The sequence below is a fragment of the Pseudoalteromonas sp. NC201 genome (assembly GCF_002850255.1).
Classification (GTDB): Bacteria; Pseudomonadota; Gammaproteobacteria; order Enterobacterales; family Alteromonadaceae; genus Pseudoalteromonas.
The window spans coordinates 523,984-547,752 of the sequence record NZ_CP022522.1 but is presented as its reverse complement, the minus strand read 5'-3'; the positions used below and the strand labels follow the sequence as shown (position 1 = coordinate 547,752).

Below are 23,769 nucleotides of genomic sequence, written 5' to 3'. Positions count from 1 at the left end.
TTTCTTTGCCTAATTATTATATGTGAAAAAGCTGCATAGCATGGGTAAGTGATAATTTATCTTCGATAGCAGCTTGAACTACCATCGGCATTTTTTCTTCGTCAAAGTCGACCTTTTGAATTTCACATAAGCTACGTAAAAACCCCTGATAGGTGACTTCCAAAAGTGCATGATCTAACTCAGCAATCGCCGCATCGTCTAACATTGCACCTCTTGTATGTGCGTGTTTCATACGTTGTCGCGTAAGTTCAATATCGAAAAAGTGTCCACGATTGTAGCGGTATTCATACCCTTTGATTAATTGAATAAACTCATCTTTTAATACGTGAATGCGTGCAATCGCAGCATTTTCTATCATCGCGATAGCTTTTTGATTAACTTCGTCTTGACTCATTCCATGCAGGCTTGGGCAATAACCATAACGACGAGACATAGAGGACGGTAAAATAAAACCAAACCAATGCATTAGTAATGCTTCAAAATGCGTTTTATGTACTTCATAACTACCATGGTAGTTACCTGTAATGTGCAACATAAAACTCTCATACCAAGAAAGAAGGTACGCATTGAATGCCTTTGTTTTACCAGCAAACACTTCTGCATCTTCGGCGATATCCGCTTCAATAAGCTCGCCAATCATGCGATTAGCATCGGTTAGGTAAGCAGAACCTGGTGATAACAAGGGATCTAAAAAGGCTGATGACATTCCAGTTAAGAACCAGCGTTCTGTAGAAAAGGATTGCTTTGCCTTTCTAGATAGTCGCTTCATCGAGGTGTAATCTAATAATTCAGCGTGCTGTCCTAGAATTTCATTGAGTGCTTGATGAGAGCGTAAAAACTGCTCAAATTCTTCAGCTGAACGAATATTTAAATTCACTTCATTATTTTTAGCAGTAATCCCTATGCTAAAGGTGTCTTGATTCAATGGAATTAACCAAATCCAATATCCTTTATACATAAAGTGATTGGTAGCCAGTGCTCTACTCGTAAAGTTCGATCGAGCACGCCACTCATCACTTCCAAGGTGATCAATCAGCTCAATATGCTTAAACCTTCCCCAGTATGAACTCACAGGGTGGCGATCATTTTGTGATTCAATTAATCCAAGCTGTTTACCCAACGGTGAATTAAAGCCCGATGCATCAACTAAATAACGACAAGTATAAGTGCTACCACTGCTGGTAACGACAGTGTGTCCTTGCTGCGCATCGAGACTAATTTCATTAACTGTAGTGCCCATTACAACATCGACACCTAGTTCACGATTGAACTGCACCATATCGTTATCAAACTTTTCGCGGTCAATTTGATGCGCAGGGATGCCATGATACCAACTACGCCCAAGCTCACTCAGTTCTTCCACACTTAAATCGCGGTTATCACTATCAAAGTAAAAACGCAGCCCATGTTTGTATAGGTGGTTTGTTTCAAGATAAAAACCAAGCTTTAAATCGTTTGCCATGTAGTCCCAAAAAGACTCCAGTGTCGACTCTCCAACCCAACTATTAAACGCCTGCTTTCTCTCTATAACCGTAATTTTCATATCTGGATGAGCCAATTTTAGTTGTCTTGCCAAGCAAGCCCCCGCCATTGAACCACCAATAATCAATACATCTGCGTATTGGCTTACCATAATTTCTCCTTAAAGGTAGTAAGTCAGCCTAAGTTCTATAAAATCATCATCTTTAAACCCGTAGGTCGCATCACGCTGGGTTTGCTCTAAAAACAAGTTTGCTTCAAGCGCTAGACTCAAGTGACTGGAGAGCCTAGTCGAAAATTCGGTTTTAATGGTGTGAGCCCCAGTATCGCTATCGATTAAGACCCCAGTAATCATGCTCGTATCATCAACATCATTCCACGCGAGTCGCATGCCAATAAATGTCGCATCTTGATAGAGACGATTTAGATTCACCTGTTCTTCGGTATCTCTATGTAACTCCATGAGTAAACTGAGATCTTTGTTGGAATTGGCGATGCCGTAAAAGTAGTATTCGGCACCGACTACATAAGCCCAGCTTTTCCCTCCCATTTGGTGATGGCGATGTACCGCTTCAACCTTCCCAAGCAGGTACTCAGACGTCCACTGTAAGTCCAATGCTGTTTGTTGAAGGCGCCGATAAATGGCATCGAACTCTTGATTATCATTAGGGCGTATAACGGGCTCCCTGTCGATGCCGTCGAAGTAGTAGGTTCCGACATCCCAATCACCTAGCACACCGCGATAACCTAATAAGTAGCTACCTCTATAATTAGCATCTCGGCCTACAAATTGCTCATCGGTCACAGCTAGTGGCAACGACAAGCGGTCATCAGGAAGGCCGAAATCACGCTCACGAAAATAAGGTAAAGACATGGCAAACCAATGACCATTATCAGTAAAATGCTGATAATGGAGTAGTAATTCTCCAAGCTTAGCCTCGTTATCCAAATTTCGTGTCGGCTGCTTTTGATTGACGATATCAACCAAATGACGAGACTCTGCAACTCCCCAAAAAACAGTATTTACACCAACATTCAACTGTCCTTGAGAGAAAGAACGAGTGATATATGCTTCTTGAATGTCGAATGCCCTTATCCCCTCATTTTTCGCTGCACTCAATACAGGTTTAAGCCCTCCGCTTAAGCCTGTCTTTGAGTTTTCAAAATCCAGCTCCCACATCAATTTAGCATCGAACTCTCGGTCAAGTTGTGAGGCTCTCATCGGAGAGCCATTATACTGCCGAGTGCTAAGGTCAATGCTGGTACTACTTTGCCATTCCATCTCAGCTTTCGCATACGGAATGCAAGATAGCACAACAGCAAGCATCGCCTTGAGTCGCATACCCCCCCCTATTTCAACGACGATTTAATAAAGTCGCGAGCACTCAAGGAAATATCAAATTGGTAGTCTGAAAACTCTAATATCGTCTTTTTGCCCGACTGGTGATTTTCCATTGTCATGGTAAGCGGACGCCAGTACGCTTGTTGATATAACTTGTAGTTATCTAGGCTCAATGTTTTTAAATGACTGCCTTTTCTATCGTAGAAGTCTATTTTTCTAACTTGATAATCCTTGGTATCTATTAATGCACGTTGTTTGGTATATCCCGAGTTTTCATATTTTGGAAACCGATCTATCACCGCACATGTCAGCTCGCCACACGTCTCTTCCGCTACATATTCATAGCTATACTTATTGAGTTCTTGAGCCGTAAAATCTTCAAACGCAAACTCGCTGCCAACAAATGGTCCCGATTTGTTTGCAGAAGAGATCCGTTTAACACGCTTAAGCGCTGGGAGATATAACCACTGATCATCAGCATCTATAATTTGCGCATGTGAAAGCAGCTTGGTTTCTTTTACATCTGCAGGAGAGTTAAAAATGATAAGGCTTTTGTCACCTTTGTCTTCGTCTGCCACTTCCATGGTTTTCATGGTCAATAAACGTTCGGTTTCTTGGCCTTTCTTGTCTATCAAACGCATTTTTAAATCAACCGCACTGACTTCAAAACCTCGGTCTGAACGATCTGCTTTAGCTGCTATGTTGTAGCCTAGATTGTCTTGCGTTGCGTTGCTGGCAAAAGGTATAACCAGCAATCCGATTGCTAAATGTGATAAAAACTTAGACGTTGTAGATTTCATTTTTCGTTCCTTCTTGAATAGGCGCTTTGCTCGCTTGCTTTGATCTTTTAGCCAGTAACATAAGCAGCGCGGGTAAGAATAAAAAGTCCACGATGAGTGCCATGACAATGGCAAGTGCAGTTAGCAGCCCCATCTGCGCATTGATCATAAAGGTTGAATAGGCCAACACTGCGAAGCCGCCAGCCAGAATAAATGTGGTCAGTAAAATAGCTTCACCGACGGTTTCAAAGGCATACTTCACCGCACCTGCGGGGTCCAATCCCTGCTCTCGCCTCGCCCGTAAATACTTGGATAGGAAATGCACGGTATTATCAACAATGATCCCTAAAGAAGTTGAAGTTACCGTAGCCGCCGCCACACCAACTTGACCGACCAATATAGCCCAAATACCAAAAGTGAATAGCATCGGAATTGTGTTGGGTAGAATACTTGCGATCCCATATTTAATACTTCTCAGCGTCATCACCATAATCAAGGTGATCACGATAACGGCAATTAAATTACCGCTGAGCATGCTTTCTGCGTTACGTTGGAAAATATGTGAGAACATTACGGTCGCACCGGTTGCTTTAGCATGCATAGCATCTGGTGTATGGTCGACTAACCAAGCCTCAGTGCGAGCGATAAAAGATTGGATCTGGCCAGTTGAGAGGTTATCTAGAGTCAAGCTTACTCGAGTTGCCGATTTATCCATACTGATCCTGTCCGTCAGGTCTAACCCAAATGGCAAGGACATTTCATAAAGCAGAAGATACTGCGCTGCTAACTCTCTATCTGCAGGTAAACGATACATACCGGTATCATCTTGATGCATATTTTTGTTGAGACGCTTAACAATATCCGTGTAACTATAGACATGAACCACCTCTGGTTGCATTCTCAGCCACTGTGTAAATTGATTCAGATTGGTAAGATATTCAGGTTCACTGATCCCGCCTACTTTGCCACTTTCAACATCAAACTCAACCACATAAATACCAGTAAGGTTTTCCATGGTAAAATCAGTATCACGGCGAAACTCCACTCGATGATCGAAGTACTTCACAAACTCATCATTGAGATCAATATTGGGGACCACGTAGGCACTAGCCGCAATCGCAACAACAGTAAATAGCAAAATAGCTCGATACTTCTGCGCTACAGCACCACCAAAACGACCTAGGTAATGAGATAACATGCTTGTACGAGTTGCATAGCTCTTTTTGTCTGGCAAAATGGCGATCAGGCTGGGTAGTAAAATTAGAGATAATACCCAAGCAGCAGCAATACCAAATGCTGTAATGTTGCCCAAATCTGCAAATGGAGGGGCATCCGACATGTTAAGAGTTAAAAAGCCTACAATTGTAGTCAAGCTAGTTATAGATACGGGAACGAAGTTAATTCGTAAACTTTCCACTATCGCGTGATTTTTTTCGTGTCCTGCTTTTCTTGCTGCATAGTAAGACAACAAAACGTGTATGCTGTCAGCTATCGCTAGCGTTAGAATAATAGTTGGTGCGGTTATCGAAATAGGAGTTAATTGAATACCAGCGTAGCCACTGACCCCCATAGCCACAACACTTGAGAAAATCACCACAGATACAGCTGCAATAGTTCCTGGAAAACTGCGTAATCCACAGTACATTACAATGATCAAAACCAAATACATGATAGGCGTAAGGGTTTCGGCATCTTGCTGCCCTGACTCACTAAACGCATTGTTTAGCATCGAAATTCCAGAAAGCGCAAACACTAAATCAGGATTCTCTTGCTGTGCTTTTGCAACTATTTCGCGAACATGTTTTACCGCTGTCGGTACTTCAGTCAGTGATTCACCTGGGTACTGAACGGTAATATTGATACCTGTCGTCTTACCATTATTTGCGATCAAGCGCTGTTTTAATAAGGGCTCTTGTTGTGCAATTTCCGCTTTTTGTAAAATGTCTTCTTCACTTAATGACTGGACGTTTTTCATCAAGTCCGCAACTATCAGCTCATCTCCCTCCGCGTAACTATGCTGAAAGTTAGTCACAGAGTCGACTCGACTAGCATAGGGTGTTTGCCACGCAGCCTCTGTCAGCTGTTCAACCACCATTGCGTGCTGTTTGGATAAACCGTTACCCGCCTTTTGATGTACAACAATAAGAATATTATCGTTCTTGGTGTACTTATCCTGAAAAGCTTCAAAAGCCAGTAGTTCGGGGTTTGAAGCACTAAAAAATGCCCGATAATCATTAGAAAATGTTAACCCTTTTGCCCCAATACCAATTGCAATACAAGACATGATACTGAAGAGTAAACACAAGTATTTATATCTAGTGACAAACTCACCGAGTCGCTTAGCAACTCCTTCTAGCGATGATCCCATTGTCTCTCCTTAAATAACAGAACAATCATTCTGATATAAAATAAAAAAATAGCTAAAAGCTTTTCTTCACGATCACTTCTAGCAATTAAGCAAACGCTTTGGGTAATCTTTACTGATCACTCAATTCAAATCTTTATCACGACGTATTATCTTTCGTTACTTCTGCGCCATCATGTCAAAAATCGTAGTTAAGTAATGTCTCAGAGTTTCACGATGGAAATCTCCTTTTGCCATCACGGCTACACCTTGAAGCACACCAAGTAAACAAAAGCTCAAACTATTTGCATCAATCTCTTTGCGAATCTCACCTTGCGCTTGCGCTTTTTCAATGAAATCTCGAAACTGCGCACTCAATGCACTGTAGACCTGTTGCACCGCTGAATTCATATCAGAGTCGGATTCACCCACTTCTGTGGCCGTATTACAAATCAAGCAGCCATTAGCACCATGCTCTGCAATGTTTTGACTATACAAGTTAAAAAATGCAGTTAAGTCTGCCAAGCTGCCATCGCTTGCACTTAAACGCTTAAGCCCAGGCCCAATTTTACGCAGTGAATACTCCTGCAAACAGCGTTGAAACAATTCCTTTTTATTACCAAATTCTTGGTAAAACCCGTACCGACTAACACCAGTACAAGTGACTAACTGTTCCATGGAAGTATTCCTATATCCTTGCTTCCAAAACAGGATTGTCGCTTGTTCCAATGCTTTATCGACATTAAACTCTCGCGTTCTTCCCATAGGCTCCTCAAAAAACAGAATATACATTCTGAAATAAAAAAGTCAACAAAATCACAACAAAATAATAAAACCGTAACAATTGGATTGTTATGACTTTAGTTCAGCTTAGGTGCTTATAAAAGCATCCAACCTAAGTACGAAATAAGTAGTGAGTTACGATTAGAACTTTTCACAACTCCAAGGAACAGTAACATGTATTTGAGGTAGGCAAAATATTTTGAGGTATAAAACTAAAAACTACTACAATAGAGTACGAGTAGTAGCGACTCATCTAACTTACTAATATTCAGCTAAAAGAAGATGAGAACACCCAGTCTCGGCGCTCTCATCAAGATCACCATAGCTGTTGATCAACTCAACTAGCTTTCTTCATTAAGTCATCTTCAAACCAGTCAGTTAAAAGACGCTTTTCGTAATAAAAGGATTCGTCCATTCCCCTTTTTATTCTATCCATGAATGACATATCTTTTAACGTCACACCATTTTCCTCTGCGATGGTTTTACCAGACTTATCAGTTAACTTATAACTAATTTCAAAACGGGGGAAATGGATTGGTTTAATCACCCGAATATCAGTAGTACCATAATGAACATCACCTGCAAGATCTATATCATCAAAAGTAATCGCAAGCTTGTAACCCTCGGGTAAGTTGGTCGCTAATTCTTCTAGGTGTTTCTGTAGTTGCTTCTCAACCCGTTGATGAAACGAACCTCGCGTTTCATTACCTGGCCTAACATCGCGATACTCTTTAAAGTCCTTCCAAGTCACAGCGACTTCACCTGCATTGACAAACAAGGGAGTCATAAATAAAGCAAGTATTGCAATTTGTGTTTTCATCTTTGGATCTCCTTCAAACTCTACCATCACCTTACTCCTTCATTATGTGAAGTAAAGCAAGATCACACCCTTTTACGCAGTGTGACATTTGGCTACATTTACATCAATATAATAGTAAGACCGAAGTTATTGGTAAATGTTCTCAAACAGGTATAAACACCATGAAATGAACGATAACTTTCATTTTTCATCTGCGCTACACCCTCTACCTGCTCAGTGAATAGATCGATAATATTTATTCTTTCGTCAGCGGTTAATCGCATAAAGTGTAGTCAATAGTTGCTAATGCCCCCTTAATATCTATCACTTCAGTCCTAAAAGTGTCGCGTAAATTTCCTATGTAACCACATTATCGATCTTAGATCAGACCTCATGACAGCCGCGACGTTAAGAATTTAGGTACACTGCAAGCTACGTCTTGAGGTATGTTTATATGGTAAAGTTGGAGACATAGCCGCAGAACACGATGGTGAATGCGGCATGTTGCCGAGTGATTTTTTTGCAGTAGTAAGGGAGTTACTAAGCTGAGCAACCAGCCTTCAGTTTTGATGATTTTTTAGGTCGAGATTTATCCTGTCATATCTCACTTGTCATTGTGAAAGAAATCACTACTTCTCGAATGTTTGTGCTGCATTAAAACCTAATCACATAAAAACAGGTTACATTTTACCGATTTGTTTGGTTTACTGGTCTATTAAATAACCTGAGATTCGGACCATTAATACCTTATTCAAACCTCAGGTTCACGAGTCAGATTATAATAATTAAAAGAATTTATATGAAAAAAACGATTAACATCTCCCTTGGTACTTTAGCTAGTTGCCTTTCTGTGCTTGCAACGAATTCTCATGCGCTTGGAAATGACAACAATTCAACAGACAACCTACCAAGCACAGCTTTGCAATGGCAAGCCGTAGCAAAACAAGATATCCATTACGCCTATCAGCAATCTGCTACTAATCACCCCGGTATATTGGATAGCCACAATCCTGGCTTTGCGCAGTTACTTGAAAACGCAAAACAACAAGCGTTAGTGCTTGCTGAAAAGATCAAAGATGCCCCTGGCTATGAGGCCACAATTGCCCGTTTTAATACTGTTTTACAAGATGGTCATGCTGGCGCTGTGGCGGTTTTACCAAAGGCGGTGAAGCAACCTAGGCGCTGGCCGGGGTTCTCGGTGGTTTGGCGTGGTGATGGTTTAAAAGTGTATTACAGCGAGCATGATAAAGTAACTAAGGGCGACAAGGTCATACGCTGTAATGATACGCCTATTAAGCCTTTGATGCGTAACACGTTGTTTAAGTTTCATGGTCAAGTTGAGCAGCCTGGCCATTGGTGGAATCAAGGGTGGCGATTATTAATCGACGACGGTAATCCATTTTTACCACCATTAAAAACATGCGACTTTATGCAATCGAATGGCGTGGCTTACAGTCTACAGTTACAGTGGGTAGAACGACCAGATAGCGTTAGTCAACACCTAGTAAATGCTTACAATGGCGATAAGTTGGAGGTCGGTTTACATTGGCCTGTTGAAGATATAGCCTGGATAGCAATGCCCACCTTTGCACCTAACGAAACAGAAAAATCAAATTACCAACAACTATTTGCTGACTTAGCTAGGCAACGCGAACAACTTCTCACAGCTACAGCTGTGGTATTAGACCTTCGTCATAATCAAGGTGGTTCAACGTATTGGAGTTTGAAAATCGCCGAGCAATTATGGGGGCAGCAAATCGTTAATTATCGAAAAGATAAACATGACGAAAAATCACAGGTGTGGTGGCGAGCATCAAAAGATAATACTCAGTATGTAGAGTCGTTAATAACTGTATTACGCGACCAGCCTGAGATGCATGAAATGGTGAAAGCAGTGTCTGTAGGTATGCGTGCATCTTTAGAGGCTGGAAAGCCATTTTATGTAGAGCATAAGCCACAAGCAAACAATGCTTTAAAGCAGCTAGCTGAAAGTGACTTTAAAAATAAAGCGATAGTGATCGTGCCGGGGCAATGTGGCAGCGCCTGTCTGGGTGCTGTCGATACTTTTAAGTTGTTTTCAAATACAGTGTTATTTGGCGCCCCAAGTAGCTCAGATTCAACCTATATGGATGTAAGGTTGGCTGATACCCCATCAGGCTTGAGCAAGGTCATTATTCCTAATAAAGTCTATGTAAATAGAGCCCGTGGCAATGGTGATTTTTATCAACCTGACATCCCATTTAATGAGGTAGAGTGGACAACAGAAGCCATATTAGAGGGAATCAAAAAAGTGGCCGATAAAGGTGTTAGGCGCTAGGAGTTAGGTGCTGGGAATCTGGATGTCTGCTACCAATTTGCAGTTTATGATTTAAATTGAGAAAAATAATGCAAAAAAATAAAACCTTATTTGTCATTACACATCTGCTGAAGGGCTAATGAGGATTCTTAGAAATAGGCAGCTATGGGCTACACATCCACGGTATTTGGATGATATAGGGACGTTTAATTAGATTTTTGGGAATAAAGCAAAGCTGCAAGGTGCTACAGAGAAAAGCTATGATAGCCATGATATGGAGTTAATTTTATACAGTGATGACAGCGAAATTGCTCTTCTCAATGCTCCAAAGTGCTACAAAAAGACATAAAAAACCTAACATCTGAATTAACCCCCAATGTTGGTCTCCAACCATTGGGGGTCGGTTCAAGCTAGGTGACTTTTTAATTTATCTATATTTTAGATAAGAATATGAGATTACATCTCTGGTCTATCAGTGTTACAGATTTCAATCGATAATGTATAAGTCGTAGGTCTGTCACAGTCAATTGAATTCAAGTTGCAGTTGTGTGTGACGAAACCACCACCAATTGCCGGAGTTGCCTTAACTGGCAGTGTTTTATTATCACGAGATAGGTTTTTGATGCTTTTTTTAGTTAGATGTAGTTTCATTTTCAATATTCCTGTTGAATTAGTAATTAATTATTCTGATATTTTTATTAGATTGAATACTAAAGATAATGTCACCATTGCTACAAAATACAATGTGCAGTGGATTATTCATAAGACATGACTCAATAGCATTAATTAAAGTTATCAAAATAGGAACTAGGTATCAACGGATTTTTGTACGTTTTTAATACCAACTTGCTTAATTAAGCTCTCTATTTTGAAGCGAGAAAGTCTTGTCAATAGCACAGCTACCGCATCCTGCTAGCACCAAGGTAACGACATCCATACAGATAAGAAAAACTTTCTACTCAATTGTTTTAAATAATAAAATCTTAAAACCAGCTGCGTCAAACTTGCTCCTTCAAATTAAGAAAGAAACTAGTATAAGTTCAAATGTAGCTGAAGATTTTTATTATTTTTTAACATGGCAAACGAACGCTTATGCGTTAATTTGCCACTATTATAGAGTGGTAAAGGTAAGCTTAAAGTAGCCAACCCTTCTTTAAATCCAAGATCGTTTAGATCGGTGAGCCTGGTGGCATTTCAAGCGCTTTAAAGCTTTCAGGCCACTCTCCTGAATCTAGGTAGCGATTAATTTGCTGTGCGAGCATATGTTTAAACGCTTGCTCAAAAGCAACATCGCTAAATACCGACGACTGATTAAAGTCTTTCGCAACTTTTGCTAAATAAAACTTTAATTGCGCCTGAACTTCAGGTGCGACTTTATCGTTGTGACTCAGTTTTACAAGCTGAGTTGCACTTAGGTATTGCACTCGTTTCTGTAGCTTTTGAGCCATACCTTTGCTGCCTGACTGGGCAAATACCTGCTGATATAAAGCATCTAAAAGTGCTTGAGTACCAAAATATTGAGTATCACGTGCGTGCTGCTGTGCAAGACGATTTAATCGCTGTGGGTTAAGCAGCAAGTTAAGGCTATGCTGTACGGCGACTTCTGGTAATGCCATCGCATCTAGGGTTAGCCCAGTTCTCCCTTTAATACTTTCGCGAGTTTTGTACTCACCGTAAGCCTTAGGAGGTATTAACGCCAAAATAGAGTCAGGAATAGTCAACGCCGCAGGCGACAGCGTACTCAAAAGCGCATTGGCCGCATTTTGCTGCGCCTCTTTAGCCACAACTTTCGCCCCTTTTATTACCTCGTCACCGCGAACTTCATAGTCGTAATCCACGCCGCCAATCAATTTTACTGCAGCTTCAACTTGATAACGATGGAAAAGATACAGTGGTACCAGTTTCTCCTCTAGCTGCGACAGAGCAACTCCTTTTTGAATGCTGTGAATACCAAAGCTATTCAACGCCTGCTTGCGAACATCCAACACACGCAGTAATTCGGCAGCAGGATCTGCCCCATTATCCCAAAGGTGTGCCGTTGGGTGCGCTCCGCCTTGTGCTCTGGCGTCTGAATCAGAGATAAACTCAAGCCCTTGCGCCTTATTTTCAGCAAGAATAGCTGCAAGCTCAGTGGCTTCATCAGCACCAGCGAAATCACTATAACCATATTTAATCACTTGCGTATCCCACACGCCCATGCCTTTTGCGTAGCCCTTAGTGATATCCAGTTGGCCATTTTCAAATCCCACCAGCGGATGAGGATAGTCCATGACTGACGCGCGATCTTTTACCGACGCTGAGAAGTTGTGTGCAATGCCCAACGTGTGGCCAATTTCATGTGCACTCAACTGACGAATACGGTCTAGCGCCATAGCATGAAGTCGCTCAGTCACCTCATTACCCTCAACAAACGGCGCAGAAAGTGCCTCGGCGATAAGAATATCTTGACGGACACGCAACGAACCTAACGTCACGTGACCTTTTAAAATTTCACCGGTACGAGGGTCAATCACCGACGCGCCGTATGACCACCCACGAGTAGCACGATGAACCCACTGGATCACGTTATAGCGAATATCCATAGGATCGGCATTATCAGGAAGTACTTTGACTTGAAACGCATTTTTGTAGCCAGCAGCTTCAAATGCTTGATCCCACCATTTAGCACCATCAAGTAATGCCGTTTTGACCGGCTCAGGTACGCCAGGATCAAGATAGTAAACAATTGGCTCTACGGCCTCCGAAACTTGTGCTGTTGGGTCTTTTTTCTGTAAACGGTGGCGTGGGATATAACGCACAAACATTGACTGTCCAAGCGGCGCTGAGTAGTCCTTATGCTCGATACTCCAATAACCCGATTGCGGATGAAATGCACGTGGCTGGTAGTTATCGTCAGGCAGCTCAATTAAAGAGTGGTGCTGATGTACTGTAAGCGCATAAGGATCTGCACTCACCTGACGTACATATTCACCTGGCTTTGTCCCTTTGAAAGTCAATACGGCTTCAAGTTCTGTGTTTTTAACAAATGCCTTTGAACGCGACATAAACACAGCACTGCGGCTTGAGTCTAAGCTAAAACTACCTTGATTACGATTTGCCAACGTGCGAGAAACACCATGCACATCGCTGAATAGATAAGGCGTGTAGTCAACCAAAACACTGTCTTTATCTTCTGCGACCACGTTGAACCCGTGTAGAATGCTTGAAGCAAAAGCCTCTTTAACGCTTTGCTTTTCGGCCATATTATTCGCACTTGCGCGATAATACGTGTTGATAGCACGCAGCATGACCTTATCACCAAAACGTTCAAACTGAACTAAGTGCGTACCACCTAACTGCCCGCGGTCTAAACCTATATCATTCGAACCTACACCATAAGGTAAACTATGCTGTAACAAGAAAGGGGCGTCTAGTTTGTCGATGTCTAAGTACAGTTTGCCGCTCGAATCATCGCTATAGAAGGCGTAAAAACCGGGATGATGATTAAAACTGGCAGTAAATTCATCAATAGACTTAATTGCTGCGTGTGCTTGGGTTATCATACACAGTAGCAAAGCGGATACAGTTTGAGTGAAGCACGTTATTTTTCTCATGGCTGCTCTTTGTTATTTATGGTTTTGAGGCTTAACCCCAGTTGTATATGAAATCGTATACAATTTACAGTCTTTCAAGACGAATTACAGCGCTGTTTATGGCACCTCTCACACTATTTATTGCCATAAACACAAGGTGATCAGGATTTAAAAAATGCGTAGACTCCCTCCGGTGTTAATTGAAGATGGTTGTTCTCGTGAGTTGGTTTCTCTAATCAGAACCATTCTCGCGGCATGTAAAGAAATATCGTTCCGTGTTGGCCAAGGTGCACTTTCAGGTGTATTAGGTTCAACCTTAGATGAGAACATTCAAGGTGAAACGCAAAAGAAGCTCGATGTACTTTCAAACCAGCTATTGAAAGATATTTTGCTTGAATCTGGCTATGTCAAAGCCATCGCTTCTGAAGAAGAAGATTACACCGTCGCCGGCAATCCAAAAGCGAACTATATTGTCGCTTTCGATCCGTTGGATGGTTCATCCAATACTGACATTAACTCACTCGTTGGTACTATTTTCTCTATTATGGAAGCCCCTGAAGGTTCAGATCCTAGCGATCCTGCGATCTTTATGCAGCCAGGTCATAAACAAGTAGCAGCGGGCTATGTGTTATATGGCCCATCAACCATGTTAGCGCTATCAACAGGCAAGGGAACTCGCTTGTTTACCCTAGACAAAACACACGGTAGCTTCCTACTCACGCAAGACTTTGCAGCCATTCCTGAAGACACCAAAGAGTTTGCCATCAACGCTTCAAACCAACGCCACTGGACCCCAGCAATGCAAAATTACATTGCCGATTTACTTGAAGGTGAAACCGGGCCGCGTGGTAAAAACTTCAATATGCGCTGGATTGCGGCAATGGTTGGCGATGTTCACCGCGTATTATGCCGTGGCGGACTATTCACTTATCCAGAAGATCGTAAAGATCCAAACAAGCCATTTAAACTTCGCCTACTTTACGAAGCCAATCCAATGGCGATGCTTGTAGAGCAAGCAGGCGGTATTGCCCACACTGGTCGTGAACGCATTTTGGATATTCAACCTGAGGAAATACATCAACGCGTTGGTGTTATCTTAGGCTCAAAGCACGAAGTTGAAGCGTGCCTTGCTTATCATAAGTGATCTATTTTGAAGCGAGAAAATAGCTCGCTTCACACATGAAAAAGGTGCCATTGGCACCTTTTTCACATTAAATAGTGGTATAACTCGTCTCAACGGGCACATCGGGATCAGCGCCCCATTCACTCCACGAGCCGTCATATACCGTCAAATGTTCATAACCTAGCTCGTCAGCCACCAGCGCTAAAATACAAGCTGTAACACCTGAGCCACAAGAGAATATCAGAGGCTTAGTTTTGTCCTTTGATAAGTCGCTATACAGCACTTCAAGCTCAGTAAGTGGTTTAAAGCAGCCATCGGCGTTTAACAAACTCATATATGGAAGGTTTTTACTTTTAGGCACATGACCGCTGCGCATATCTGCACGAGGCTCTTGCTCTTCACCAGTAAAGCGCTTTGCACCTCTAGCATCAAATAGATCACTCAGTTCAGCGCCAATATTACTAAGCACAGCCGCTTTATCGACAAATGCTGTTTCGTCATATGCAGCGACAAAGTTTCCTGCTTGTTGGACTTGCGCGTATGCTTGACTCAAAGGATATTGTTTTTCACACCAAGCAGGTAATCCGCCATCCAGTACATACACTTGTTTATGACCCATCATTTTGAGCATATACCAAGCTCTGGCAGCGCTAAACATGCCCTTATCATCGTAAGCGACTAACACATCATGTTGGTTGATACCAAGCTGTCGCATTTCTGCTTGAAATTGAGCTGGACTGCAGCACATATTGGGTGATGTAGCATAGGGATTAGCTAGCGCACCACTAATATCAAAACGCAGCGCGCCTTGAATGATTGCAGGGGCGTTATAAGGGCCTGACTGACCCGGTTTCACAATACCAGCATCCAATACTTTCACTTTGCCAAGGTTTGCAAAGAGCCATTCCCTATCGACCACATGCTTCATGCTATTACTTTCCTTCGGGTCTGCGTACGACCTCTATTATTTCTGTTGTTGAAATTGATGGAGTGCGCTCTAAATAAACCACATCACAGATATCTTTATATATATCGAACTTGTCTTTCCAATCATCACCCATCACCAGAACATCCGCATCAAAGTCTTTGATATATTGCGCTTTTAGCTCCAGAGATTCTTCCACAAACACCTCATCCACAAATCGCAATGAGCTAATGATTTTTAGGCGATCTGCTATTGAGTATATTGGATTTCTACCTTTTTTCGAAAAGTTAAGTTCATCTGATGAGATCCCCACAATGAGATAATCACCCAGTGCTTTCGCTCGCTCTAAAATATTGACATGACCAACATGGAATACATCAAAGGTTCCAAATGTGATAACTTTTTTCAACTTGGCTCTCTTTCTAATCAGCACGATTTGAGCTGTAACCCACTATGGCATTTGTTTGTTGCTAAAACCGTGACGAACTTTACGACAATTTGGCTATTAGATTACAGAATTAAGCATCAAAATTCAGCTTATACTTTACTCTTTTGGATTAAGAACAATAACTCCAATAAACAACACAATTTATCTGCAAGGACAAGTTTACTAACAAAATACAAACAAACCTCTCTGCAAGCTTTTTGCTATCGAGCCTACAGCTTGATCACTTCACTTCGCATCGGTGCTAGACGGGCCAAAACTTGATTTTGTACAGAGTGAGCAATCCCAACCTCATTCATTGCGTTGATCAAGAGATCAACCACTCGATTAAAGTCAGACTCACTAATAGCCATGCCGGTGTGGATCTGCACCATGCTATCACCTTCATAATCACAAGGGCCATCTAAGGTATCGCACAGATGAGTGATAAACCCTTCACGAAAGTGCCTAACATTGGACTCTCTAAAATACGGTAAAATAACGTCATCATTGCCAATCTGTTTAATAAACGCGTCTACTAGCTTTTCTGCGCCGGCGTTCCCCCCTATTTGCTCATATAGGGAGGTTTGTGGAGTTGAAGCACTACACGCCACGAGGAAAAGCAAGATTGCCGTTAGTGATAGCCATTTCATTTAAAAGTACCCCGTAACAGATAGATACCAACCCGTTTGAGAAGGTTGCCCTGCGATTTTTCCAAGGTCTAGCCATGCCGCCGTAACACTTACTGACTTATTCGGGATCCAAGCGACAAATACATCTTTCCAATCTGATTCACCAAGTCCAAGGTTATTGGATTTTTGGCGGTATTCTGCACCGACAGCCCAATGCCTAGATAAAAATACTGCGCTGCTGGCTTCTAGTTGCCAAGGCGCACTGTCGTTAGCCCCACCATAACCTAGTATGCCAAGTTGATTAGCTCTAGAGTGCCTCATCGTAATATTCCAGAACCAGTTATAACCGCCTACAGCACCCAAATGCAGTTTGCTTGCAGCTAAGTAATAATCCGTTCCTGAGTCTTCTTCAGCGCCAAGTAAATTGGCAACCGTTGCATCATCCAAGGACTTATGCTGAATACCAAAGCTCAATTGTGGATATTTACTGTAGACGATATCGCCATATAGCCGCACCTTAGCACCGACAATATCTTGCTCAATATCAAGATTAAGCGCATCCACATCGAAGTTTTGTCGAGCGAAACTTAACTCTACGCGATTGAATAAGTTGGCTTGAACGCCACACACATCGAGCTGGTAGTCTTTTAGGCTAGCTCGGCTACAAAACCCGCTCGCCGACCATTCATCTTCCGAAGCATATCCGGCAAGCTGCGCCCATGGCACAATACCACCACCGGCACTACCCTCAACCTGTGACACCCCGGGAGTCGCTAGTAACTTTCCTGTTGCGGCGTAAGTTGGTCCGCATACTATTAAGCATGCGGCAAAAACATTAGCCCACTTCATTATATCTCCCCAGCCACAGGTCAAAGTCTGCGGCTTTAAGCGGCTTACTTAGATAGTAACCTTGTGCATAATCACACTGCATTGACTCAAGTAGCTCAAGCGATGCTTTGTCTTCAACCCCTTCCGCGACCACGCTAAAACCAAGTTGGTGACCAAGCGTGATAGTGGAGCGCACAATAAACTGGTCTTTTTCCGATTGTGCGAGCTTTAAAATAAATACCTTGTCGAGTTTCAACTCATCAATAGGTAACATTTTTAATCGACCAAGGGAGGTTTGACCGACACCATAATCATCAAGCGAGACCTGCACGCCAAGCTGTTTGAGCGCTTGGAGAACCGCAATACCTTTTTCCTCATTCTCAATCATGTCTCGCTCAGTAAGCTCTATGGTGATCAACTCAGGTTTGACGTTATATGTGTCTAGTAGCGTCTTAAGATGAGACAAGAAGTTTTTATCTGCGATGTCTTGTGCCGATACATTAATGGCAGCCTTGATGCGTTCACCTTGGCGTACCCAATTAGCAACTTGAGACACCACAGTCTTTACTACCCACTGAGTTAACTCAACAATCAAACCTGATTGCTCGGCAAGATCGATAAATAGTTCGGGCGACACCCATTCGCCATTTTTACGTTGCCAACGAATAAGAGACTCAACCTTATCAATACGATTGGTTTTCATATTTAGCTTTGGTTGGTAGGTCATAAAAAGCTGACCATCGTCGTTGGCAATAGCGTGTTTTAGTTCATCAATAATTTGCAGGCGCTCTAGGTGGGCTTCATCTTCACCAGATTGGTAGTAGTAAACATCATGACCATCGTGCGCTGCAGTATCAACTGCTATCAAAGCCCGGCGAACAACATCCTCGGGAGTATGCGCTTGTTTGGGGTAATGCACTACGCCGATACTAAAGTGAAGCGAAATATCTAACCCCTGCACAGTGTAGGGCTTGCTCAGACCTTGATTTAGCATCTCAGCGCATTCAACAATACCGAGCACAGCACTTTGCGGATCGGCACACGCACTCGCTGGATGTGCAACTAAAAACTCATCGCCGCCAAGCCTAACATTCAATCCGCCTTCTGCTGTATTGATCTCCGCTATCCGTTTCGCCACGGCTTTAATACAATCATCTCCAACCCGAGGGCCGAGCTTGTCATTGATATGGCGCAATCCCTTTATGTCTATGGCAATAAAGTAATACTCTGCACCACTGCTGAGCATACTATGTAGTTTATCCAAAGCCGCATTACGATTAAAAAATCCAGTTAAATGGTCATGACTGGCTTGAAAGCGGATCTGCTCTTCACGCTCTTGAATGTCTTCGCCCATATCATTAAAAGCGTCAACAAGCTGGCAAATTTCTTGGGTCGGTCGAGCCTCTTCCAGTTTGGCTGAGTAATCCCCTTTAGCAAAGCGTTTTGCCAACTCAGTAAGCTTACTAAGCGGTGTCGTAAGATTCTTGGCAACAATACCACTGGTGATAAAACCAATAAGGATAGTACCGAGGGAGAGTAAAATAATGGTCAACACCATTTTATCGAATTCTTGATACTGAGTAGTTAAATCCGCACTGAGTACCAAACTCACCGGGTTACTTTCAAGAGAAGGTAAGCTCACCTCAGCACTTTCATATACCGGATACTGGCTAAGCCACCGTGTCGTTTTTTGCGCCGCTAAGAAAGTAAATAAATCACCACCGAGTGCAAGAGCAGTCAGCGAGCTTGCTTTTAGGTTATCAGCGGCACCAACAAAGCTTGTTTCCATTCCTGTCAGCTCTTTGAGCTCTAGCGCCACTGCAGATCCAACCTCAAAGCCAATAATTGAGTATGCAATCGTCCTAGGTGCTCGCACAGGCAAAATAATCACTTGATACAACTGCTCACTAAGCACCACAAAAGCTGAGTGGTCGGTGTGGCTTTGCAACGCTTGCATCCAAGTTCTGGTGTCGCTCGGGAAGTCGAGTCCTTCTCTGTTAGCGGAGATCAGGTCGCCTTTCACATCCAGCAACAGCATTAAGTCGGCATCAATACGGCGGGAGTGATTAAACAACACACTACTGATGGTTTGTGCGTCTCTTGTCGCGACCGCCTGTTTAAAGCCAAAGTCAGCGGTCAGTACAGTCGCCGCGGTAACCAATAGCTGCTCTCGCGCTTTTAAATATTGTTGATAAACATTTTGCGCCACTTGAATTTTTCTTTGCACTTGCGCTTCATTGAATTTACTTGTGGACCACCAAAAACTTGCCAAGCTCATCCCCGCCGTGACAAGGATAAGCAAAATACAGAGACTAATTATTTTATTTTTAAAGCTGTTATTCATTCATGTTGTCCAAAGCGCTCACCAAAGGTATTACGCGGCGCTGGATAAGTTGTTTTTATTGTTACGGACATTGGCGCCGTTGTGTTCACTATTTGCACGGTTTGCCGACTATCTATGTCATTATCTTGATAAGGATGCCATACCGTTACTTGTTTCGTAGAATTCGGCAAAGTTACTAATCCATTCGCATCAGATACCAATACTTGTTTGTCATCTGCAATGTAAATATAGCCCACCATAGAGTCGTGAATGTTACAACCTAACACCACTACACCAGCGTTTTCAAACTTAAGCGGTTGATTTGGCGTGCCAGCGTATAGCTTTAGCTCAAAAGGTTTTACCGCAGAAAACGAATAAACGTGATGACGGATATCATCGCTATTGGGAAAATTAACCAATTGTCCTTTTTGAATAGTGAGGATGAAAGGAACAAACTGTTTATTGATTTGATCCATAACCGCCACTGCTTTTGCTGCTGACTCAACAGGCTCGTCCGTCAATTCAACAACGGCGTGCTGCAAGGGCTTGCCGCTGCCATCTAGCACTGTTAATTGCCCAGCATTTGCGCAGCTTGAATCTAAAAGGAATAAAAAACAAAAACTTAGTAGGAGTAGAACAGACGTTCGCATATCTGACTCTATTTTTTGCAACAATTAGGTTAAGTAAAAGAGACCTTGCAATGAAAAGCAAGTGAATTGAGGAAATTGCCCTAATAAACTTGTCTATCAGGGCAACTGAAAAGAATTAATCTATTAAACCGTACTGCTTATCAAGAATATCAATAACTTCTTGGCGAGGATCAGCAGGGATCGTTAGTTCACGGCCAACGATTTTACTTGCGATCCCAACGTAAGTTTCGCTTACTGACATCATCACAGCTTCTGGCAATAGATAGTCGCGAGCAAGCGCTTCTCGCTCAGGCATGCGGTCTTTATTCAGCAGCACATCGCTATCTGGTACGTTGTTTATCAATAGCTGACGGAAGCCTTCTTTTGAGTTTTCAACGATCTTACCATCACGATAAGCTGGGCCATCCCAAATACGTGACGAGTCAGGCGTACCCACTTCATCAATGTAAATTAGGCGCTCTTGGCCGTCTTTATCTTCAACGTAACCAAACTCAAATTTAGTATCAACAAAGATCTGATCAAGTTTCTCAAGCTCTTTACTTATCAGGGCAAAGCCCTCGGTTAGCAACTGCTCATACTTATCCACATCTGCCGCAGATTTAAAGTTGAACGCCGCAAGATTATCTTCGATGTTTTTACGAGAGATGTTTACGTCATCCACTTCAGATACGTCTGCTAAACCTTTGATGATCCCTTTGGTTGATGGTGTGATTAAGACATTATCTAGTTTTTGATTGGCCTCTAAACCTTCTGGTAATTGCAAGCCACAAAACTCCCTTACGCCCTTTGCGTAATCGCGCCACATGCTGCCGGTAATATATTGACGCGCAATCGCTTCAACTCTTACCGTACTGGCTTTGCGCACAATCCAAACATAAGGATGTGGAATATCAACAATGTGATTACCTGCAAGGCCAGCTTTATCAAAAAGTGAAAACCAATGTGAAGCAACGCTGTTAAGCGCAATGCCCTTACCCGGTACACCGTTAAGACCATTTTCACCTTGCCAAATACAATCAAACGCTGAAATACGGTCTGAAATGACCATAATTGCCAGCTCTGTACCAACCGGGACTTGATAGCCTTTTTCTTCAATTAAACGTGCACTGTCGGCGTCGGTTAACCAATAAACTGAACGTACTTTACCACTGTGAACCGCACCTTTAGTGCGAATTGGAAGATCGTCATTAACGTCTAAAACTTTGTAGCTACTCATTGTTACTCCAATGACAGGATGCGCCTTGCTAAAGGGCACAAAATAATGAGGGGGTTAGGGTCGCTATAATAGTCGAGCTGAACAAAAATCACAATTTAACTTACACGCTTGTTGTTGAGCTTAACTTAGTTTTGCTTTAGTCATTATTGTTATACCATCACAACATTATTTGCCAGCGTTGAGGCGTTATGCTTACGATATCTCAATTACAGTTTACATGGCCTAAGTCGAGCACCCCGGTGCTAACCATACCTAAGCTACATATCGCCCGGGGTGAACACGTGTTTTTACATGGTCCAAGCGGCAGCGGTAAATCGACTTTGCTAGGACTTATTGCCGGCACCTTGGATTGCCAGCAGGGAGAAATTGAAATTGCAGGTACAAACGCGAGCGCACTGAGCCGTGGCCAACGAGATAAGTTTAGAGCCGACCATATAGGTACTATTTTTCAGAACTTTAATTTGTTGCCCTATTTGTCGCCAGTTGAAAACGTTACCCTTGGCTGCGAATTTTCCAAAAAGCGCAGGCAAAACATTTCCTCACAGAATAAATCGCTTGAGCAGGAAGCTACACTTCTGCTCTCTGATCTTGGTATAGACGAGCACACTCAGCAGCGCAGTGTCGCGGAGTTAAGTATTGGCCAACAGCAGCGCGTAGCCGCCGCTCGCGCATTTATTGGCAGGCCCGAAATCATTATTGCCGATGAGCCAACCTCAGCCCTCGATGCCGACAGCCGTGATGGCTTTATTAAATTACTCTTTAGCCAAGCCGCGGTTTACAGTGCATCTATTCTCTTTGTCAGTCACGACAAAAGCTTAGCGCCGTTATTTGATAGGCAAATAAGCTTACCTGATTTACAACAAGGAGCACCGCTATGCTAATCAAACTTGCGTGGAAAAGTACGCTAAACCGAAAAGCCAGCGTTGCCCTAACTCTAGTGACCATTGCAATTAGTGTCATGTTACTGCTGTCGGTTGAGCGTGTACGTCAAGACGCAAAATCCAGCTTTGCGAACACTATTTCTGGCACTGACTTGATTGTCGGCGCACGTACTGGTGATATTCAGCTTTTGCTTTCAAGCGTATTTAGAATTGGTCACGCCAATAATGCCGTACAATGGCAAAGTTACGAGTACATCAAGGCACAACGCGGTGTTGCGTGGAGTATTCCCATTAGCTTAGGCGATAGCCATAAAGGCTTTGCTGTGCTGGGCACAGATGCAAGTTACTTCAGTCATTATCAATACGCTAAAAAACAGCATCTCACCTTTGCCGCTGGTCGACCATTTCACAATGGCCAAGAAGTGGTGCTTGGGGCTATGGTCGCAAAAAAGCTGGGTTATCAGCTGGGACAAAAAATCGTCATTTCTCATGGCATGGGCAATACCAGTTTCCATCATCATGATGACAATCCGCTGGTTATTTCTGGCATTTTGGCAGCCACGGGAACGCCCGTAGATAAAACATTACATGTGCCGTTAAGTGCCATTGAGAGCATGCATAGCTCAGGCCACAGCAAGCCATCTCGAATGGTTGCACGAAAACAAGATGCAACGCACCACGAGCATGAGCATGAGCATGAGCATGAGCATGAGCATGAGCATGAGCATGACAGTAAAAACAATAGCGCTCTACTTCACAACCTCGACTCCAAACCCGGTGATTTAATTGGCTCGACAAAGCAAATCACTGCATTTTTACTTGGTTTTGAGTCACCACTTTATACCCTACAGGTGCGCAGAAATATTAATCAGTATAAAGGTGAACCCTTACTGGCAATTATGCCGGGGGTGACATTGAGGGAATTGTGGGAAATGCTAGATATTGTCGAAAAAATCCTGCTGCTTATCACCCTCGCGGTGGTGTTGATAAGCTTGCTTGGCATGCTAACCTCATTGCTCGCCACGCTGAATCAAAGGCGTCGAGAACTTGCTATTCTACGCTCCGTTGGTGCGCGGCCTTGGCATATTTTTACACTTCTCATTAGCGAAGCAATTTTTATTACCGTGTTAGGATGTGCTTTCGGTGTAGCGCTTTTTTATACCTTGCTCATTGCTGCCCAATCCAGCCTACAAAGTCAATTTGGCGTAGTCCTAAGTATCTCAGCGCTCTCAACCTATGAACTCACGCTACTAAGCGTTATTATAGGTGCAGGTACTTTGATCGGCGCCATTCCTGCCGCCCGTGCTTATTTTTACTCGCTTGCCGATGGCATGCAAATTAAAACCTAAGAGGATCAAGATGCAGTTAACCGC

General features: G+C 42.8%; 19 protein-coding genes. 4 read left to right on the top strand and 15 right to left on the bottom strand.

Annotated elements, in window-relative coordinates; all coding sequences use genetic code 11:
• Positions 1–16: 16 nt before the first annotated feature.
• From PNC201_RS02350 to PNC201_RS02325, 6 genes are all read right to left on the bottom strand, one after another.
• A complete protein-coding gene (locus tag PNC201_RS02350; RefSeq protein WP_102056048.1) occupies positions 17–1,633 on the bottom strand; it encodes an NAD(P)/FAD-dependent oxidoreductase in 1,617 nt (538 codons plus the stop codon).
• Between the two features lie 9 nt (positions 1,634–1,642).
• Positions 1,643–2,821: a hypothetical protein gene (locus PNC201_RS02345; RefSeq protein ID WP_102056047.1), complete on the bottom strand. Its 1,179-nt coding sequence runs from the start codon at positions 2,819–2,821 to the stop codon at positions 1,643–1,645.
• 8 nt (positions 2,822–2,829) lie between these two features.
• A complete protein-coding gene (locus PNC201_RS02340; protein WP_102056046.1) occupies positions 2,830–3,621 on the bottom strand; it encodes an outer membrane lipoprotein-sorting protein in 792 nt (263 codons plus the stop codon).
• Positions 3,602–5,968, bottom strand: coding sequence for an efflux RND transporter permease subunit (locus PNC201_RS02335; protein WP_010605844.1), 2,367 nt, complete (start codon positions 5,966–5,968; stop codon positions 3,602–3,604). Before PNC201_RS02335 ends, PNC201_RS02340 begins: the two co-directional genes overlap by 20 nt.
• Positions 5,969–6,124: 156 nt before the next feature.
• On the bottom strand, positions 6,125–6,709 hold the full coding sequence (locus PNC201_RS02330) for a TetR/AcrR family transcriptional regulator (RefSeq protein WP_158299096.1): 585 nt from the start codon (positions 6,707–6,709) through the stop codon (positions 6,125–6,127).
• 355 nt (positions 6,710–7,064) lie between these two features.
• The gene (locus PNC201_RS02325; RefSeq protein ID WP_010605846.1) at positions 7,065–7,574 is read right to left on the bottom strand and encodes a DUF3016 domain-containing protein; all 510 of its coding nucleotides are present in this window, start codon (positions 7,572–7,574) and stop codon (positions 7,065–7,067) included.
• A 751-nt stretch (positions 7,575–8,325) separates the two neighbouring features.
• Between PNC201_RS02325 and PNC201_RS02320 the strand changes: the two genes are divergently transcribed.
• Entirely contained in the window at positions 8,326–9,843 is a 1,518-nt protein-coding gene (locus tag PNC201_RS02320) for a S41 family peptidase (protein ID WP_010605847.1), read from the top strand.
• Between the two features lie 435 nt (positions 9,844–10,278).
• Here PNC201_RS02320 and PNC201_RS02315 read toward each other — a convergent pair whose 3' ends face one another.
• Positions 10,279–10,473 carry a hypothetical protein gene (locus PNC201_RS02315; protein WP_010605848.1) on the bottom strand — a complete coding sequence of 65 codons (195 nt, stop codon included), beginning with the start codon at positions 10,471–10,473 and terminating at the stop codon, positions 10,279–10,281.
• 518 nt (positions 10,474–10,991) lie between these two features.
• The gene (locus tag PNC201_RS02310) at positions 10,992–13,415 is read right to left on the bottom strand and encodes a zinc-dependent metalloprotease (protein WP_102056045.1); all 2,424 of its coding nucleotides are present in this window, start codon (positions 13,413–13,415) and stop codon (positions 10,992–10,994) included.
• 154 nt (positions 13,416–13,569) lie between these two features.
• On the opposite strand from PNC201_RS02310, the gene PNC201_RS02305 reads away from it, so the two are divergent.
• Positions 13,570–14,538: a class 1 fructose-bisphosphatase gene (locus PNC201_RS02305; protein ID WP_095728022.1), complete on the top strand. Its 969-nt coding sequence runs from the start codon at positions 13,570–13,572 to the stop codon at positions 14,536–14,538.
• 67 nt (positions 14,539–14,605) lie between these two features.
• Here the strand turns inward: PNC201_RS02305 and PNC201_RS02300 are convergent, their stop codons facing one another.
• The 7 genes from PNC201_RS02300 to PNC201_RS02270 all read right to left on the bottom strand — a co-directional run bounded on the left by PNC201_RS02300 (position 14,606) and on the right by PNC201_RS02270 (position 21,515).
• A complete protein-coding gene (locus tag PNC201_RS02300) occupies positions 14,606–15,445 on the bottom strand; it encodes a sulfurtransferase (protein ID WP_102056044.1) in 840 nt (279 codons plus the stop codon).
• A 4-nt stretch (positions 15,446–15,449) separates the two neighbouring features.
• Positions 15,450–15,851, bottom strand: a complete 402-nt coding sequence (locus PNC201_RS02295) for an adenylyltransferase/cytidyltransferase family protein (protein WP_010605851.1) — start codon at positions 15,849–15,851, stop codon at positions 15,450–15,452.
• 248 nt (positions 15,852–16,099) lie between these two features.
• Positions 16,100–16,519, bottom strand: coding sequence for a group I truncated hemoglobin (locus PNC201_RS02290; RefSeq protein WP_102056043.1), 420 nt, complete (start codon positions 16,517–16,519; stop codon positions 16,100–16,102).
• Positions 16,520–17,347 (bottom strand): DUF3034 family protein, encoded by an 828-nt coding sequence (locus PNC201_RS02285; protein ID WP_102056042.1) that lies wholly within the window; start codon positions 17,345–17,347, stop codon positions 16,520–16,522.
• Positions 17,334–19,670, bottom strand: coding sequence for a putative bifunctional diguanylate cyclase/phosphodiesterase (locus tag PNC201_RS02280; protein WP_102056041.1), 2,337 nt, complete (start codon positions 19,668–19,670; stop codon positions 17,334–17,336). The genes PNC201_RS02285 and PNC201_RS02280 overlap by 14 nt, the downstream gene beginning before the upstream one ends.
• Positions 19,667–20,299 carry a methylamine utilization protein gene (locus PNC201_RS02275; protein ID WP_039492810.1) on the bottom strand — a complete coding sequence of 211 codons (633 nt, stop codon included), beginning with the start codon at positions 20,297–20,299 and terminating at the stop codon, positions 19,667–19,669. The genes PNC201_RS02280 and PNC201_RS02275 overlap by 4 nt, the downstream gene beginning before the upstream one ends.
• A 115-nt stretch (positions 20,300–20,414) precedes the next feature.
• Positions 20,415–21,515, bottom strand: coding sequence for a phosphoribosylaminoimidazolesuccinocarboxamide synthase (locus PNC201_RS02270; protein ID WP_102056040.1), 1,101 nt, complete (start codon positions 21,513–21,515; stop codon positions 20,415–20,417).
• Positions 21,516–21,703: 188 nt separating this feature from the next.
• Here PNC201_RS02270 and PNC201_RS02265 point away from each other — a divergent pair, with 188 nt between their 5' ends.
• Complete coding sequence (locus PNC201_RS02265) at positions 21,704–22,396, top strand: ABC transporter ATP-binding protein (protein ID WP_102056039.1); 693 nt, start codon at positions 21,704–21,706, stop codon at positions 22,394–22,396.
• Positions 22,390–23,745 (top strand): ABC transporter permease, encoded by a 1,356-nt coding sequence (locus PNC201_RS02260; RefSeq protein ID WP_102056038.1) that lies wholly within the window; start codon positions 22,390–22,392, stop codon positions 23,743–23,745. The genes PNC201_RS02265 and PNC201_RS02260 overlap by 7 nt, the downstream gene beginning before the upstream one ends.
• The last annotated feature ends 24 nt before the right edge of the window (positions 23,746–23,769 follow it).

What these genes read in the sequence shown, in the direction of transcription:
- PNC201_RS02325 (WP_010605846.1), bottom strand. Translation starts at nt 7,574, where the DNA reads ATGGTAGAGTTTGAAGGAGATCCAAAGATGAAAACACAAATTGCAATA.
- PNC201_RS02275 (WP_039492810.1), bottom strand. Translation starts at nt 20,299, where the DNA reads ATGCGAACGTCTGTTCTACTCCTACTAAGTTTTTGTTTTTTATTCCTT.
- PNC201_RS02350 (WP_102056048.1), bottom strand. Translation starts at nt 1,633, where the DNA reads ATGGTAAGCCAATACGCAGATGTATTGATTATTGGTGGTTCAATGGCG.
- PNC201_RS02305 (WP_095728022.1), top strand. Translation starts at nt 13,570, where the DNA reads ATGCGTAGACTCCCTCCGGTGTTAATTGAAGATGGTTGTTCTCGTGAG.
- PNC201_RS02335 (WP_010605844.1), bottom strand. Translation starts at nt 5,968, where the DNA reads ATGGGATCATCGCTAGAAGGAGTTGCTAAGCGACTCGGTGAGTTTGTC.
- PNC201_RS02340 (WP_102056046.1), bottom strand. Translation starts at nt 3,621, where the DNA reads ATGAAATCTACAACGTCTAAGTTTTTATCACATTTAGCAATCGGATTG.
- PNC201_RS02285 (WP_102056042.1), bottom strand. Translation starts at nt 17,347, where the DNA reads ATGAAGTGGGCTAATGTTTTTGCCGCATGCTTAATAGTATGCGGACCA.
- PNC201_RS02320 (WP_010605847.1), top strand. Translation starts at nt 8,326, where the DNA reads ATGAAAAAAACGATTAACATCTCCCTTGGTACTTTAGCTAGTTGCCTT.
- PNC201_RS02290 (WP_102056043.1), bottom strand. Translation starts at nt 16,519, where the DNA reads ATGAAATGGCTATCACTAACGGCAATCTTGCTTTTCCTCGTGGCGTGT.
- PNC201_RS02280 (WP_102056041.1), bottom strand. Translation starts at nt 19,670, where the DNA reads ATGAATAACAGCTTTAAAAATAAAATAATTAGTCTCTGTATTTTGCTT.
- PNC201_RS02260 (WP_102056038.1), top strand. Translation starts at nt 22,390, where the DNA reads ATGCTAATCAAACTTGCGTGGAAAAGTACGCTAAACCGAAAAGCCAGC.
- PNC201_RS02300 (WP_102056044.1), bottom strand. Translation starts at nt 15,445, where the DNA reads ATGAAGCATGTGGTCGATAGGGAATGGCTCTTTGCAAACCTTGGCAAA.
- PNC201_RS02315 (WP_010605848.1), bottom strand. Translation starts at nt 10,473, where the DNA reads ATGAAACTACATCTAACTAAAAAAAGCATCAAAAACCTATCTCGTGAT.
- PNC201_RS02310 (WP_102056045.1), bottom strand. Translation starts at nt 13,415, where the DNA reads ATGAGAAAAATAACGTGCTTCACTCAAACTGTATCCGCTTTGCTACTG.
- PNC201_RS02270 (WP_102056040.1), bottom strand. Translation starts at nt 21,515, where the DNA reads ATGAGTAGCTACAAAGTTTTAGACGTTAATGACGATCTTCCAATTCGC.
- PNC201_RS02345 (WP_102056047.1), bottom strand. Translation starts at nt 2,821, where the DNA reads ATGCGACTCAAGGCGATGCTTGCTGTTGTGCTATCTTGCATTCCGTAT.
- PNC201_RS02330 (WP_158299096.1), bottom strand. Translation starts at nt 6,709, where the DNA reads ATGGGAAGAACGCGAGAGTTTAATGTCGATAAAGCATTGGAACAAGCG.
- PNC201_RS02265 (WP_102056039.1), top strand. Translation starts at nt 21,704, where the DNA reads ATGCTTACGATATCTCAATTACAGTTTACATGGCCTAAGTCGAGCACC.